Source organism: Streptomyces sp. NPDC042002, assembly GCF_055588305.1.
In genome coordinates, this window is the sequence record NZ_JBVJCT010000002.1 from 427,536 (window position 1) to 442,539 (window position 15,004).

The following is a 15,004-nucleotide window of genomic DNA, read 5'->3' on the forward strand; positions in this document are numbered from 1 at the left end:
CGCGGCGAAGACGGCATATGCCGGGCGCCGGGCGCGGCGGAGTATGACCCGGGCGTGGCGCACCGCCCCGGACGATCTATTTGTCGTACTGGAGCGGGAAGCGAACAGCCGGCGCCGTCGGCCGCCGGGACTCCCTCAGCGAGCTCGGTGGCGGGCTGCCGGGCGATGCGTTCCCGCTCAGGATCTACGGGCAGGATCGGCCGGCGGTTGCAGAATTTACTGGCGCCATCTCACGAAGGGGCCCCAATAGCCGTCCCCGTGAGTGAGGTTGCTGGACGCGGTGCCCGCACGGGGTCAGGTGGCATCGCCGGGCCCGGAGATGGCGAGCAGGGCGGCGCGTACGGCACCGCACAGTGCGTCGTCTTCCGGGACGGAGCGCCAGGTCCCGTGTCGGACGGGCCGCACGTCGGTGTCGAGGAACGCCTTGAGCGCGGGCTGTGCGGGTGCGGCGTCCGGGCCGATCGCGGCGAGCAGTTTCACCGTTTCGACGACCGCAGGGGAGGCACCGCCCCGTGCGGCGAACGGTGTGACCGCCCGGACGAGGGCCGGGACGACCTCGTCGGCGCGTCCGGTGATCCGCCACAGCGCCTCGCCGACGCGCAACGGCAGCCAGCCCTCCGTGTGCAGGGGGAGGAGCTCGCGCAGTCGCCCGGTGTACGGGGCGGCCGGCGGCCCCAGTTCCGCCAGCAGCGTGGCGGCGTTGTCCTGGCCGTACGGCTCGCCGAGTTCGGGGAGGAGGAGCTTCAGCGCGGGTTCCCGGTCGCCGGTCAGCCGCCCGTAGGCGAGTGCCAGGCTGCGCGCTGCGAACGGCTGGTCTGCGGGCGGGTCGTCGAGCAGGGCGCGCAGCCGTTCGCGGGGCACCGCGTCGGCCGCGTCCGGTCCGATCGCGGCGAGGGCGTCCAGTGCCCACACCGCGGCGTCGGAGTCCAGGAGGGCGAGCAGGTCCGGGATGGCGGGCGCGGCCGCGTCACCCCACGACGTCAACACCTGGCAGAGCGCGCGGCGTTCGTCGAGGCCGGAGGCGGTGGTGAGCCGGGCCCGCAGCGGGGGCAGCAGCACGTCGGCGTGGGCACCGAGCCCTCCGGCGACCTCGGTCAGGCTCAGCTCGTACGTCCACCAGCCGTCGGCGTGGACCGAGTGGTAGGCGAATCCGAGCCGCGTTGTGGTCAGGGTTCGTGCCAAGGGCGGGACGCACCGGACGTCACCAAGTCGCGACAGTGCCCAGATCGCGTGGGACCGGGCGGGCAGGTACGGCTCGTTCTCGTCCGTGACCATGGCCGCCAGCGCGTCTGCCCAGGGGCGGGCGGCGTGCCCGCACATGCCGAGGATCCGGGCGGCGAAGAGCCGGTTGCCGGGCTCGGGGTCGGACAGCGAGCGGGCCACGGCCGGCAGCAGGTCGGCGACGGCGGAGCGACGGCGGCTGAGCGCCTGGGCGGCCACCCGCAGCGCGCCCGCGCGCACGGCGGGGTCCGACTGCCCGAGCAGTCCGCGCGTCGCGTCGGTCAGGGCCGCCCGGTCCTCTCCCAGCAGGCCGACGGCCCAGACGATCGTCGGCGCGGTCGTGCCGCCCTCCGGCTGTCGCCACGTGTGCGGTTCGCTGCCGGACAGTACGTCGGACACGGTCCGCGTGTACGCGCTGTCGTCCTGCCCCGGCAGCGCGCGGCGCAGGGCCTGCACGGCGACGAGGCGTACGGAGGGCTCGGCGCCGTCCATGAGGTGCCGCAGCCAGCCAAGGGTGGTGCTCCGCCGCTCACCGGCGTGGGCGGTCAGTGAGCCGGCCGAGTCGATGAGCTGGAGCCGTGCCTGTGGTTCGGGCTCCGCCTCCCACCGCGCCCGCAGCGCGGTGATCACCTCGTCGGCCCGGTGGTGCGCCTCGGCGAGGGCGTCCGCGACGGCGACGCGGTTCGCGGTCACCGGGTCGTCGAGCAGCGGCAGCAGGTCCGTGACCGCCCGGTCCCACGCGGCGGGCCAGTCGGAGGCGACGAAGCGGGGTTTCGCGGTGTTTCCCGCATGGGCCAGAGACCCGACGAGGTAGAGGAGCTCCTGGCGGACGTCCGCCCCGATGACCGGGTCCATGGCGGCCGCCATGATGTGGGGGAGAGCGGCCGGAGCGCTGGAGTAGACCCCGCCGCCCTGATGGTGGACGTGGGTGAGCAGATCGTCGGCAGCGGCGGCGGCCCTCTCGGGCCGGTGGAGATCCCGCAGCATGGCGGGCACGTCCTCGGCCGTTCCGTAGGCATGCCTGAGCGCCGGCCAGTCCACCGCTTCGAGCCGTACGGGAGACTCGCTCACCGGCAGCTCGCCTCGACCTGTTCCGAGACCGCGAAGACGTCGTCGCAGGCCGGGCATGTGGCGCGGCCGAAGAGACAGGTGAGCCCGCGTGCGACTCCTTCGCGTCCCGCCTGTGCCGTGGCGCGGTGCGGACGCGCGGGCAAGGGGGCGAGGGCTGCCCGATCGACAGGCAGCAGCGCCGCCTTGACCGGGTCGGCGGTCACGCGGTCGCCGTCCGAGGCGAAGGTGCCGTGGTCCTGGTGGCACAGGTCGTTCCACGACTCGCTCCGGATCTGCCCGTCCTCCTCACCGCCCAGGCGCGCGAAGGCGGCGGCCGACGCGCCTGCCGGTCCGAAGCCCGATCCTGGTTCGTATCCGCTCTCCCGCGGACCCGGTTTCCTGCTGTTCATGCCCGGGGTGTCCGATCGCTCGCGAGGAGGCCGAGGACGGCCTCGTCCGCGTATGCGCCGTACACCCAGGCGGAGTGCCGCAGCGTGCCCTCTCGCGTGAAGCCCGCCCTGGTTGCCGCTGCGATCATCGGGGTGTTGTCCGTGAGGGTCTCGATCTGCAGGCGCTGCAGTCCACGTACGGCGAATCCGTATTCGCACAGGGCCCGCAGGACATCGACGGCGAGCCCGCGGCCGCGGAACGAGGGTCGCAGGGAGATCCCGATGTGAGCCGTCCTGCTGTGCGTGTCGATGCCCCACAGCAGCGCCTCGCCGACCAGCTCCCGCGACTCCAGCTCCACCACGGAGAAGCAGGCTGCCTCGTCCGACGGATCGGCCACTGCGTAGGGCGACTGCCCCGAGCCTGGCGGGATGGGCCGCCACGGGCGGGAGTCGGCGCGTGACCGTGTGGCCACATCGTCGTACAGCTCGGACTGGAGAACCGGGACGTCGCTCTCGTGCCGGGCGCGCAGCCCGATCTTCTCGCCATGAATCACGGAGCATTGCTATACGAGGGGAAGCAGCCGATCAACCGTGTTTCCCCGGCGGCTGCACGCCGGTGGCGGTCATGCGACACGACGTACGCCGCCATCGTTCAACGTCTGAACGACGGCACGGTCGTGCCGGCCACAGCTCAAGTGGCCGGCACGACCGTGCCGTGAACCGGTTGGTGCCGTGAACCGGTTGGGTGATCTGTACCGAGATCATGCCCGGTACAAGGAATCCGTCGGCGAAAGGGGCCGTGTCGCCAGGCCCGAAGCGTCTACCGGCGTGCGGTGACCCTGTAGCTGCGGTGCTGCTGCACCTTCAGGTAGACGTAGCCTGATGCGGAGTAGCCGGCGGTGGCTCCCGCCGCAGCGGTGAAAGAGCCGTTGCGCCACACCACCTTCCCATTGACGGCGACGGTGTGGTCGCGGCCGGAGACCGGGACCGCGACGGTGCCACTGGTGCCCTTCGGAGCAGTGACGGTCATGCTGAACCCATGAGCGCCGGTCCCAGCGGTCCAGCGGACGTCGATGGCGCCGTGCGGGGTGGGGACACGCCCTCGCGCCCAGGTGAGGTCTCCGGGATGGGGTTGGACCGTCCAGTCGGCGTATCCCGCTGTGGCTGGGCGAACTCCCAGCAGGTAGCTCGACAGTGCGGATGTCGGGGCAGTGGACCAACCGTGGGACAGACTCGTCCCCGACCCCAGACCAGGGGTGCCGTCGATGCCGGAGATGTTCTCCCACATGGTCCCGGTTCGGTCCGGGCCCGGAGCGATCATGTGCCCCCAGACGTTGTGCAGCAGCTCTTGTGCGTTCGCGGTGTCGCCGGCCTCCAGGCGCGCCTGGAGTTCGAACCCGCTGACGAAGGGGCTGACCACGTCTCTGTTTCCGGCGTCCTGAGAGAAGGGGAGCGGACCGTACGGGGTGCTCCACAGGGCCGACTTGAGGTTGGCCAGGATCTCCGCGTGCTTCGACGCGGGTGCGACCCCGTACAGGACGGCCAGGGCGTTGGCGTCCTGCGCGACTCCTGACCGGGTGTCACCGATCTTGTAGAGGCCGCTCTTCGAGTCGTAGAGACGCTCATTGATCCGGGTCTTCAACGTCTCGGCATCCGCGGTGTAGGCGGCGGCTCGTGCGGTCTCTCCCGCGGCGGTGGCCAGTGCCGCACCGTCGAGCAGTGTCTTGTAGTAGAGCATGTTGTAGGCGGAGACCTCGCCGCCCTTGTCGCTGTCGTAGAAATCCCAGTCCGCCCCGTCGACTCCGGCCCTGGCCGCGAACAAGCCGTTCGCATCGAGCCGAGTCGCGTTCCAGGCGAGTTCACGCTCGACGACGGGCCATTCCCTGGCGACGAATTCCTTGTCGCCGGTATGGAGGTAGTAACTCGCCAGGCCGGCGACGAAGTACATGGAGTACGTGGCCGAGTACGTGGTCGTGTCGCCCGGGACGAGCGGTCCGATGTGCGGCACGGTCGCCGGGTGAAGGGCGCCTGGAACGAACCCGCTGGAAAGCTGCCGACTGCCCAGCAGGTTCAGGGACTGCCTGATGTACTCCGGGTTGTTGACGGAGTAGTAGTCGGTCAGGCCCTCGACCAGGATGTCACCGCTCCAGATCGCACGGTCGCGCCTGGCTCCGTCGAGGACCGACGCCAACGCGTTGGACCCGGGCGGAGTGAAGTCGGCGAGCCGGGCGGGCGTGGTCAGAGGGTTGCTGTAGAGCGTTGCGCCTGTGCTGTCGACGACACTGAGGTCCGCGACGGCCGCCTTCTCGTCGCCGAACTCACGGAATCCCACGGTTCCCGTCGGGAAGGCGACGGCGCCGGAGGGCAGAGACGCCGTGTCGACGTGGTCGATCTCCTTGCCGTCCAGCGAGATCCTGATGCCGGATCCGGACGAGGCCGTGGCTACGGTGTGCCACGTGCCCTCGTCCAGGGAGGAAGGCAGGGATACGGCTCCGAGGCTGGTGTAGGCCCCGTCATGGATGCTGAACTTCTGCAGAGTATTGGGGGCGCCGCCGGTGTCGGTGCTGTCGTCAAGGATGAACAGGTAGCCGTTCTGCGAGTTCTGCGCGCGAACCATCCACCCGGCTTGGTTGTGAAGAATCTTCGTGCGGAAAGTGGCGGTGTAGTCGCTCCACGAGGTTCCGCTGTTCAGGATTCCGGCGCCGTCATTGATCTTCGAACCGCCGGCCTCCAGCGAGTCGCCCTTGATGGACCAGCTGCCGGGAAGGGAATTGGCCGGAACCAGATCGGTCTGCAAGGTGTAGGCACCGGCGTACCAGATCTTGTTCAATTCGTCGGAACTCGAAAGGAAGTTGCCGCCGTATCCGTCTGCCTGGGTGCGGTCGGCGATGTAGTTGATTCCGGCCTTGCTCAGCGTGAGGCTGCCCGGCGCGGACAAGGTGATCTGTTCGTACCGCTCACCTCCCTGCGCGTAGGGGTTGGTGATCGTGCCAGGGCCGGAGATCGGGTAGGCGTCGGACCGGGAGCTGTCGCCGTCGGCCCAGGGCGGAGACCCGTCACCGGACGGGCTCATGTACGGGAGTCCCTCGCTGTACGCGGCTTTGAGAGTCGGGGAGCCGTTCTTCGCGGAGACGGTGAAGTAGGGCAGGCCGCCCACCTCTTGGCCGTAGTCAAGAACGATGACGGGAGGCTCTCCACCGTCGGCGTAGGTCAGGGTTGCTCCGCCCGATCCACCGCACAGCAGGTTTCGGGCACCGGTGACCGTGCCCGATGTGCTGACCACCGAGACAGGACAGACGTCGGAGCGCTTCGGAGTCTGCACGTACGTCCGCCAGTCACTTGGGACCCGGGGCGACGTGGAAGTGACTGCCCGCTGTGCAGAGACGAGAGCCGAAGCCGCGACAGCGCCGGACGGCGCCGTCGGCTGGGCGAGCATCGCAAAGACAAGGGTCAGGCCCAGCGCGATGCCCGCGCCGACCGAACTGCGTCTGCCCGAGTGGCGAGTTCGACGGTGAAAGATCATGTGCGCTCCGAGGTAGCGGCCGGGTCCGTTGATCGCTTGACGCGATACAACGGCGCTTTATTGGGGAAGCCACAGGTGGTCCGAATCGACGGATGAGAGGGATTGAAACGATTCAATTCGCGCGTGCGAGAGGAAGCTATGCGCGAACTGTGCACGCGTCAACCCTCAACGCAACCCCAGTTGCACAGGTCGGGCGGTCAGCGGAAAGTTCCGCTTCCGTTCGGCGTCCGTCGGATGCCCGTGGCGCATTCCGCGATGCCCCCACATCGGGGCAACCGGTGCATGACCCTGCATTCGTCTTCGTCCCGACCCCGCCGAGCTCGTAGAACGGCGCCCGTCACCCGACATCCGCCCGCGAAGACCGTCACTGCCCCGCCACCAGGAGGTGTGTCCGGCCGAAAGGAACCCGGCACCAGGTGAGGGGCAGGGAGCGGGGCCGGGGGTAACCCCTTGCTCATGACCGGTGACCGGGATCAGCCGGCCCCGCGTTCGTGATTAGTGGCCGGGCTTGGGGACACACGAGTGTGGTGCTGAAGAAATGTCTGGTCGTCCTGCTCGTCCTGCTGGCCGTGGGTGGTCTGGTCGCCGCCGTCCTCGTCTCCCCCTGGTACTGGTGTGCGGCCGTCCCCCTGCTGCCGGCGGCGGGGGTGGCCGTACACGACCTCGTTCAGCGCAGACATTCGGTGCTGCGGAACTATCCGCTGCTGGGACATCTTCGCTTCGCGCTGGAGGCCCTTCGGCCGGAACTCCAGCAGTACTTCATCGAGCGCAACTTCGACGGCCGTCCCTTCGACCGCGACACCCGCAGCATCGTCTATGAGCGGGCCAAGGGAACCGCCGCCGAGGAGCCGTTCGGCACGGAACTCGACCTCTACCGGGCGGGCAGTGAATACCTCACGCCGTCCATGGCTCCGAGAGCGGTTCCCAACGACCCACCCCGGGTCCGGATCGGCGGCCCCGACTGCAAGCAGCCCTACGACATGGCCCTGCTCAACGTCTCGGCGATGAGCTTCGGCTCCCTGTCGGCCAACGCGGTGCTGGCTCTCAACACGGGAGCCCAGCTCGGCGGCTTCGCCCACGACACCGGCGAGGGCGGACTGTCCGAGTACCACCTGCGGCCGGGCGCCGATCTCGTCTGGGAGATCGGTACCGGCTATTTCGGCTGCCGGACGGACGACGGGGGCTTCGACGAGCGGCAGTTCGCTGAGAAAGCGGCACATGAGCAGGTCAAATGCGTGTCGTTGAAGATCAGCCAAGGAGCCAAGCCGGGCATCGGCGGGGTGCTGCCGGGTGCCAAGGTGAACGCGGAGATCGCCCAGGTCCGCGGTGTTCCGCAAGGGGAGACGGTCGTCTCGCCGCCCTTCCACCGTGTGTACACCACGCCCCGCGAACTGGTGCGCTTCCTGGGCCGGATGCGCGAACTGACCGGCGGCAAACCCGTCGGGTTCAAGCTGTGCGTCGGCTCGCGCCGTGAATTCCTCGCCGTGTGCAAGGCCATGCTGGCCGAAGGCATCGCGCCGGACTTCATCATCGTCGACGGCGCCGAGGGCGGAACGGGCGCGGCGCCGCTCGAATTCGCCGACAACGTCGGACTGCCGCTCGGCGAAGGACTCATGACCGTGCACAACGCCCTCGTCGGCGTCGGGCTGCGCGATCAGATCCGCATCGGTGCCAGCGGCAAGGTCGCCACCGGCAGTGACCTCGTGAAGCGTCTGCTCCAGGGCGCCGACTACACCAACGCCGCCCGCGCCATGATGTTCGCGATCGGATGCATCCAGGCCCAGCGCTGCCACACCAACACCTGCCCGGTCGGGGTCGCCACCCAGGACGAACGCCGCGGCCGCGCCATCGACGTCGGGGACAAGTCCCGGCGCGTTCACCGCTATCAGCAGGCGACGGTGAAGAGCGCCCTCCAGATCATGGCGGCGATGGGCGTCGACGATCCGCGTGGCCTGCACCCCCACATGCTGCTTCAACGGGTGGACGCGCACACCGTCCGTTCCTACGCCGAACTCCATGAATGGCTCACGCCCGGACAACTGCTCGCATCGGTCCCGGACACCTGGGCATCCGACTGGCAGGCAGCCGACCCGGACCACTTCACCCACTGAACCGGGCCCCCGCACCAAAGGGGGCCCCACCGGACCGAAGGACACTCCCGTGGCACGCACAGTCGCCCATGTGATCGTTGACGCACTCAAGGAACTGGGCGTCAAGCACGTCTTCGGAGTCGTCGGAGACGCCTTGAACCCGCTGACCGACGCCATCCGCACCACGGATGAGCTGAGTTGGGTGGGGTGTCGGCACGAAGAGGCCGCCGCCTTCGCCGCAGGGGCCCAGTCGCAGCTCTCGGGCACCATCGGGGTGTGCATGGGAACCGTGGGACCGGGATCCGTGCACCTCCTCAACGGCCTCTACGACGCGGCCAAGAGCCGGACACCGGTCCTCGCCATCTGCGGTCAGGTCCCCCTCGCCGAGATCGGCAGCGAGTACTTCCAGGAAGTGGACAACGACCTGCTCTTCCGCGACGTGGCTGTCTACCGCGCCACCGTCACCTCTCCGGACCAGATGCCGCGCATGCTCGAATCGGCCGTACGCGCGGCCGTGAGCCAGGGCGGAGTGGCCGTCCTGACGGTCCCCGGCGACCTGGGGGACCAGGAAGTGAGCGAGAACCGGCCGGCACGTTTCGCTCTCGACCGTGCCGTGACCCGGCCCGACGACCCCGCGCTCGTCGAGGCGGCCGAACTCCTGAACAACGCCTCCCGCGTGACCCTGCTCGTGGGCCGCGGGGCGCGTGACGCCCGCGCCGAAGTGCTCCGCACCGCCGAGTCGCTCGCCGCACCCATGGTGCTCACCCTCAAGGCGAAGGAAGGCTTCGAGGAGGACAACGCCTTCCAGGTCGGACAAACCGGTCTCATCGGCAATCCCGCCGCCTCCCACGCACTCGACAGCGGCGACGCGCTCCTCATGCTCGGCACCGACTTCCCCTATCGCGACTGGTACCCGAAGGACTGCAAGGTCGTACAGATCGATGTCCGTGAGGAGCACCTGGGCCGCCGGGTCCCGGTGACCGTAGGCCTTGCCGGCGACGTCGGAGCCACGCTGCGCGCTCTGCTTCCGCTGCTGAAGGAGGCGCCCGACCGTGCCCATCTGGACGACGCCCGGGAGCGGTTCGCCCACTGGCAGGAAGGACAGCAGCGCCTGGCTCGCCCCGACCACGAACGCCGGTGGACCGGGAAACTGCGTGCCGCCCTCGACAATCGCGACCACGAGATTCGCCCCGAAGCACTGGCTGCCGCGGTCGACACGTTCGCGGACCAGGACGCCGTCTTCACCTCCGACACCGGCATGGCCACCGTCTGGCTCTCCCGCTTCGTCGCCATGACCGGCACCCGGCGCCTGATCGGCTCCTACAACCTCGGTTCCATGGCGAACGCCATGCCGCAGGCCCTCGGGGCACAACTCTGGGCGCCCGACCGCCAGATCGTCGCTTTCTGCGGCGACGGCGGGCTGAGCATGCTGCTGGGAGACCTCATGACCATCAAGACGTACAAGCTGCCGGTGAAACTCGTCGTCTTCGACAACCGCCGCCTCGGCATGGTCAAGCTGGAACAGGAACAAGCGGGCCTGCCCGAGTTCGGCACGGAACTCGACAACCCCGACTTCGCCGCGGTCGCCACCGCTCTCGGACTCACCGGAATCCGGGTCACCGACCCCGCCGAACTCCACGACAGCGTGCGCCGGGCGTTCGACACACCGGGACCCGTCGTCCTCGACGTGCTGACCAACCCGGAGGAGGTGGCCGTGCCGGGCAAGCCGACCGTGGCACAGGGCTGGGGCTTCGCCATCGCCAAGGTCAAGGAGGTCCTTACGAGCCGTGAGAACTGACTCACTCGGACGCCGGCCGTTCGCCCCGAACGGGACGCGCGGCGCACTCGGCCTTCGCCTCCAGGCAGACACGTTCTCATTGCGACCTTTCTGGTGACAGAACACCGTGCCGAGGAACTCGCCCTGCTGGCACGGACATTCACCGTGCCGAGGAAGTCGTACCCCTGACCCGGAATTTCCGAGAACGCCCTGGGTCCCTTGGACAACTGCTGTCTCGACGCTGAAGGCATAGGTACTACTCGCGAGGCTCCTCGACGCCGGCATGAGTATGCTCGCGGAGTTATCCGTCAGGCAGCGGCGGCATGTTTGTGGGTGGGGGTCCATTCAATGATGACGTCGCAGCCTCGAGCCGCCGGCGTGGCTTTGTCCGAGCTTGACCGTACGGCGGCCTGGGGGACGGCGGAGCCGTCGGTACTGCTGGTCGAGGACGACCCGGGCGACGCGCTGCTCGTGGAGGAGATGGTCGCCGACAGCGCGCTCGGGATGCGCCTGCGCTGGGTGCGCTCGATGGCCGAGGCATGCGACGTCCTCGCGTCCGAGATCCCGGACTGCGTGCTGCTGGATCTGCACCTCCCGGACGCGCAGGGCCTGGAGGCGGTGTCGCGGGTGCGTGAACGTGCCGAACACGTCGCCATCGTGGTGCTCACCGGACTCGCCGAGGAGGGGACCGGTCTGGCGGCCGTGGCCGCGGGTGCACAGGACTACCTGGTCAAGGGCCGGGTCGAGCCGGAACTCTTCGGCCGGGCGGTCCGTTACGCGATCCAGCGCAAGCAGGCCGAGCAGGACGCGGTGGCGTTGCAGGCGAGTCAGATGCAGGCCCAGGAGAACGCCCGTCTGGAGCGGGGGCTGCTGCCGCGCCCGCTCCTGCGCGGCGACGGTGTGGAGGTCGTGACCCGCTACCGGCCCGGCCGTGCGCATGCGCTGCTGGGCGGGGACTTCTACGACATCGTGCAGAGCGCCGACGGCACCGTCCACGCGATGATCGGTGACGTCTCCGGGCACGGTCCGGACGAGGCCGCCCTGGGGGTCGCGCTGCGCATAGCCTGGCGCACCCTGGTGCTCAGCGGGGTGACCGGCGCCGATCAAGTGGGCCGGCTCGAGGAGATCCTGATGGCTGAGCGGGCCGAGGTGGGGGTCTTCGCCACCTTGGCCATCCTCACCGTCCTTCCCGGTCAACGGCGCATCCGGATGGTCCGGGCAGGTCATCATGGTGCGCTGCTGTGCTCAGGCGGCGGAGTCGAGTGGGTGGAGGTCAGGGGTGGGCCGGCGCTGGGGATCATTCCCGGCAGCGCACACTGGCCCGTGGAGGAGCTGGCGGTCCCTGAGGGGGCTGCGATGGTCTTGTTCACCGACGGCCTGTTCGAAGGGCGCGTCGGGCGCGGCACGGAGCGGCTGGGCGAGGCGGGGCTGCTGGAAGTGGCGCGCGAGCTGGCCGGTCTGGTTCCGACCGCGTTCGTCGACGGGTTGATCCATCGGGCCGAGGCACTGGCCGAGGGACAGGGCGGCCTGGCCGACGACGTCGCCGTGCTCTATCTGCGCTGGGACTGATCGGTGTGAAGAGCGAGGTTCACAACAGTGACTCCGAGGATCGGATACGGAACATGACCGGCGAGCGGTGGTCCGGACGTCGGCTGACAGTGCAGGGCTGGATCCGGCTGGTCGTGGCGCTCATGGCGCTGGTGGTGGTCGTGGGCGCCGCGGTCGGCGCCGCGCTGCTCCAGCGGACGGCTTCGGTCACCGACGATCTGCTCCAGAACGTCGAACCCGCGCAGACGGAGGCGTACCGGCTGCAGGCGGCCCTGGTGAACCAGGAGACGGGGATCCGCGGCTACGTCATCGCGGCCGACCCCCAGTTCCTGGACCCCTACGCGCAGGGCAAGAAGGACGAGACGCGGGCCGCCACCCGGATACGCCACCTCATCGGCGACCGTCCCGAACTCCTCGCCGACCTGGAGGCGATCGAGAGGCGGGCGGCCGAGTGGCGGCGAACCTACGCCGACCCTCGGGTGGTCAGCGTCATGCCGGGCAGGCCGCGCACGATCGACAGGGTGACCGCCGAACGCGGCAAAGAGCTCTTCGACCGTATCCGCAGTGTGTCGGCCAAGCAGAACGCCGGACTGGCGGCAGCGGTCGAGAACGGTCAGGACCGGTTGACGTATTCCCGGAAGGTCCGCGACGCCGTGTTCATCGCCATGGTCGTGGTGTTCCTGCTGACCGGCGTGGTGCTGACGGTGCTCGTACGTCTGCTGGTGGCACGTCCGCTGGAAGACCTGCGTACCGCAACGCGCAGGGTGGCACGAGGCGATTTCGACCATGTCATCACCGGCCGCGGGCCGATTGATCTCATCGCGGTGGCCGAGGACGTCGAGAACATGCGGCAGCGCATCGTCGCCGAGCTGGATTCCTCCCGCGAGCAACGGGACGCCCTGACCCGGCAGGCCGCCGACCTGGACGCGCAGGCAGTGGAGTTGCGCCGTTCCAACGCCGAGCTCGAACAGTTCGCCTATGTCGCCTCCCACGATCTGCAGGAACCGCTGCGCAAGGTGGCCTCGTTCTGCCAGCTGCTGGAGAAGCGCTACGGCGACCAGTTGGACGACCGAGCCCGCCAGTACATCGAGTTCGCCGTAGATGGCGCCAAACGCATGCAGGTCCTCATCAACGACCTGCTCACCTTCTCCCGCGTGGGCCGCGTCAACGACGTCCGGCTCCCGGTCGATCTGGACCAGGTTCTCAGCAAGGCGCTGGCCAACCTGGACAGTTCCGTCACCGACAGCGGCGCGCACATCGACCGGCCGGACGAACTGCCTCGGATCGTCGGGGACCCGACACTGATCACGATGCTCTGGCAGAACTTGATCGGCAACGCCGTCAAGTTCCGTCGTCCCGACCGCCCGCCACACATCCGCGTCACCTGCGAACAAGACCCCGAGGACCCCGAGGCCTGGCGCCTGTGCGTCACGGACAACGGCATCGGTGTCCCCGGTGAGTTCGAGGACAAGGTCTTTGTCATCTTCCAGCGGCTGCACAGCCGCGATGCCTACGGCGGTACCGGCATCGGCCTCGCGCTGTGCAAGAAGATCGTCGAGTACCACGGCGGCCGCATCTGGATCGACACGGCCTACACAGACGGCGCACGCTTCTGTTTCATTCTTCCGTCCGCCGACGCGGCGGACGGAACTCACGCCGGCACCGAGGACAAGGCCCTGACATGACAGCTCCTGCTGGCACCCCCATCGATGTCCTGCTCGTCGAGGATGACCCGGGCGATGAGCTCATAACCCGGGAGGCGTTCGCGGACAACAAGATCGGCAACACCCTGCACGTGGTCCGGGACGGCGAGGAGGCCCTTGACTTCCTCTACCGGCGCGGCGCTCACGCCCACGCGCAGCAGCCCGATCTGATCCTCCTCGACCTCAACCTGCCCAAATACGATGGCCGGCAGGTCCTGGAGAAGATCAAGTCGGACCCGGCCCTGTCGCACATCCCGGTCGTGGTGCTCACCACCTCCGCGGCGGAGGAGGACATCCTGCGCAGCTACAAACTCCACGCCAATGCCTATGTCACCAAGCCGGTCGATCTGGACCAGTTCATCGCAGCCGTCCGCCAGATCGACGAGTTCTTCGTCCAGGTGGTGCGCCTGCCCCGGCAGAACGGCTGAACACCGAAGCGTCACCGAGCCTGTCGGGTATGGGCGTACGCGTATCCACGCGGGCCCATTTCCGGTGCGGACAAGTCCCGCAGTACGACCGGTCGGTCGGGGCCATCGCGTTCGTGGACCGGGACCAGTGAATTCGCGGATCCGGAGAGGTTCGGGACAGCGCAAATCCCGGCAGCCCTCAGGGCTGCCGGGATCAGAAGTGGCGCGACCTACTTGGGCTTGATGGCGTCCTTGGTGTTTTCCTTGGCGGCGCGCAGGTCGCCCTTGGACTCCTCGGCCTTTCCCTTGGCTTTCATGGATTCGTTGCCCACGGCGCCGCCGACGACCTTCTTGACCTTGCCCTTGGCCTGCTCGCCCTTTGCCTGAGCCTTCTCGTCCGCAGCCACAACAGCTCACACCCTGTCTAAATGGAAAATGATTCGCCCTCCGTGTCCCCCGAGCTTCCACTCGTAAACCGGAAGGTCGTCGCGCGGATTTTCGTAGCTCAAGGCCCTGTGGTGGATCGCTGTCATCGCGCTGGTCGTGTGGGCCCTCGGCTTTGTGATCCGCCCCGCAGGCGGCGGTGGCAAGCGGGGCCGCTGGTACCGCTGGTGAGTGGAGCGTAAATCACGCCCTGAACATGGGTGGGCCCCGGCGCAGGGGGCATCGTCTCCAGTGCGGCATTTCCGGCCATTCATATTTCCTCTGGACGTGAATGTGTAGGGCCTGGGAGACAGGGCACCCGCCTTTCTGAGGAAACGTCACCGAATTCGATGGCGCTGACAGGTCTCCGCAGTTCGACTGCGGAGTAGCAAAGAATCTCGATGAGGGAGCCGTTTTATGAGTGACAGCATCTGGGGCTACCAGCCGACCACCGGCCACATCGCGGGTACCGACCTGATCGGATACAAGGTCGAGGCTACCGACGGCAGTATCGGCAAGGTCGACAAGCACTCGGACGACGTCGACTCCTCGTATCTTGTGGTTGACACCGGTGTCTGGATCTTCGGCAAGCACGTCCTGCTGCCCGCCGGCACCGTGAAGACGGTCGACCAGGCCGAGCGGAAGATCTACGTCGATCTCACCAAGGACCAGATCAAGGATTCCCCCGAGTTCGACAAGGACAAGCATGTCGGCGACGCCGGCTACCACGACCAGGTCGGCGGCTACTACCAGACCCACCGTCGCGCCTGATCTCAGCGCCACTCACGAAGTGGGGGGGGGGGGGGGGGGGGGGGGGGGGGGCGCCTTGGGGGGGGGGGGGGGGGGAGGGGGTGGGGGGGGGGGGGGGGGGGG

Annotated in this window: 11 protein-coding genes and 1 pseudogene; 7 read left to right on the forward strand and 5 right to left on the reverse strand. The window is 68.6% G+C overall.

Features of this window, described 5'->3' with window-relative positions; genetic code table 11:
- Window positions 1-294: 294 nt before the first annotated feature.
- The 4 genes from ACZ6KY_RS04650 to ACZ6KY_RS04665 form a co-directional block, all read right to left on the reverse strand.
- On the reverse strand, window positions 295-2,292 hold the full coding sequence (locus tag ACZ6KY_RS04650; RefSeq protein ID WP_469308840.1) for a hypothetical protein: 1,998 nt from the start codon (window positions 2,290-2,292) through the stop codon (window positions 295-297).
- Window positions 2,289-2,681, reverse strand: a complete 393-nt coding sequence (locus ACZ6KY_RS04655; protein ID WP_469308841.1) for a hypothetical protein — start codon at window positions 2,679-2,681, stop codon at window positions 2,289-2,291. Before ACZ6KY_RS04655 ends, ACZ6KY_RS04650 begins: the two co-directional genes overlap by 4 nt.
- Window positions 2,678-3,214: a GNAT family N-acetyltransferase gene (locus ACZ6KY_RS04660; protein WP_469308842.1), complete on the reverse strand. Its 537-nt coding sequence runs from the start codon at window positions 3,212-3,214 to the stop codon at window positions 2,678-2,680. Before ACZ6KY_RS04660 ends, ACZ6KY_RS04655 begins: the two co-directional genes overlap by 4 nt.
- 266 nt (window positions 3,215-3,480) lie before the next feature.
- Window positions 3,481-5,943: an alpha-L-rhamnosidase-related protein gene (locus ACZ6KY_RS04665; RefSeq protein WP_469308843.1), complete on the reverse strand. Its 2,463-nt coding sequence runs from the start codon at window positions 5,941-5,943 to the stop codon at window positions 3,481-3,483.
- Between the two features lie 767 nt (window positions 5,944-6,710).
- On the opposite strand from ACZ6KY_RS04665, the gene ACZ6KY_RS04670 reads away from it, so the two are divergent.
- The 5 genes from ACZ6KY_RS04670 to ACZ6KY_RS04690 all read left to right on the forward strand — a co-directional run bounded on the left by ACZ6KY_RS04670 (window position 6,711) and on the right by ACZ6KY_RS04690 (window position 13,729).
- Window positions 6,711-8,294, forward strand: a complete 1,584-nt coding sequence (locus ACZ6KY_RS04670; RefSeq protein WP_469308978.1) for an FMN-binding glutamate synthase family protein — start codon at window positions 6,711-6,713, stop codon at window positions 8,292-8,294.
- A gap of 49 nt (window positions 8,295-8,343) precedes the next feature.
- On the forward strand, window positions 8,344-10,071 hold the full coding sequence (locus tag ACZ6KY_RS04675) for a thiamine pyrophosphate-dependent enzyme (RefSeq protein ID WP_469308844.1): 1,728 nt from the start codon (window positions 8,344-8,346) through the stop codon (window positions 10,069-10,071).
- A gap of 330 nt (window positions 10,072-10,401) precedes the next feature.
- On the forward strand, window positions 10,402-11,619 hold the full coding sequence (locus ACZ6KY_RS04680) for a PP2C family protein-serine/threonine phosphatase (protein WP_469308845.1): 1,218 nt from the start codon (window positions 10,402-10,404) through the stop codon (window positions 11,617-11,619).
- Window positions 11,620-11,672: 53 nt separating this feature from the next.
- Window positions 11,673-13,283, forward strand: a complete 1,611-nt coding sequence (locus ACZ6KY_RS04685) for a sensor histidine kinase (RefSeq protein ID WP_469308846.1) — start codon at window positions 11,673-11,675, stop codon at window positions 13,281-13,283.
- Entirely contained in the window at window positions 13,280-13,729 is a 450-nt protein-coding gene (locus tag ACZ6KY_RS04690; RefSeq protein ID WP_469308847.1) for a response regulator, read from the forward strand. The genes ACZ6KY_RS04685 and ACZ6KY_RS04690 overlap by 4 nt, the downstream gene beginning before the upstream one ends.
- Window positions 13,730-13,938: 209 nt before the next feature.
- Here the strand turns inward: ACZ6KY_RS04690 and ACZ6KY_RS04695 are convergent, their stop codons facing one another.
- Window positions 13,939-14,115: a CsbD family protein gene (locus ACZ6KY_RS04695; protein WP_469308848.1), complete on the reverse strand. Its 177-nt coding sequence runs from the start codon at window positions 14,113-14,115 to the stop codon at window positions 13,939-13,941.
- Between the two features lie 97 nt (window positions 14,116-14,212).
- Between ACZ6KY_RS04695 and ACZ6KY_RS04700 the strand changes: the two are divergent.
- Together ACZ6KY_RS04700 and ACZ6KY_RS04705 are read left to right on the forward strand one after the other, a co-directional pair.
- A pseudogene (locus ACZ6KY_RS04700) lies at window positions 14,213-14,323 on the forward strand (hydrophobic protein); the annotation flags it as partial.
- 225 nt (window positions 14,324-14,548) lie between these two features.
- On the forward strand, window positions 14,549-14,902 hold the full coding sequence (locus tag ACZ6KY_RS04705) for a PRC-barrel domain-containing protein (RefSeq protein ID WP_469308849.1): 354 nt from the start codon (window positions 14,549-14,551) through the stop codon (window positions 14,900-14,902).
- Window positions 14,903-15,004 lie beyond the last annotated feature (102 nt).

Coding starts and splice junctions, on each gene's coding strand:
- ACZ6KY_RS04685 (WP_469308846.1), top strand. CDS start 11,673: ATGACCGGCGAGCGGTGGTCCGGACGTCGGCTGACAGTGCAGGGCTGG.
- ACZ6KY_RS04705 (WP_469308849.1), top strand. CDS start 14,549: ATGAGTGACAGCATCTGGGGCTACCAGCCGACCACCGGCCACATCGCG.
- ACZ6KY_RS04655 (WP_469308841.1), bottom strand. CDS start 2,681: ATGAACAGCAGGAAACCGGGTCCGCGGGAGAGCGGATACGAACCAGGA.
- ACZ6KY_RS04690 (WP_469308847.1), top strand. CDS start 13,280: ATGACAGCTCCTGCTGGCACCCCCATCGATGTCCTGCTCGTCGAGGAT.
- ACZ6KY_RS04680 (WP_469308845.1), top strand. CDS start 10,402: ATGACGTCGCAGCCTCGAGCCGCCGGCGTGGCTTTGTCCGAGCTTGAC.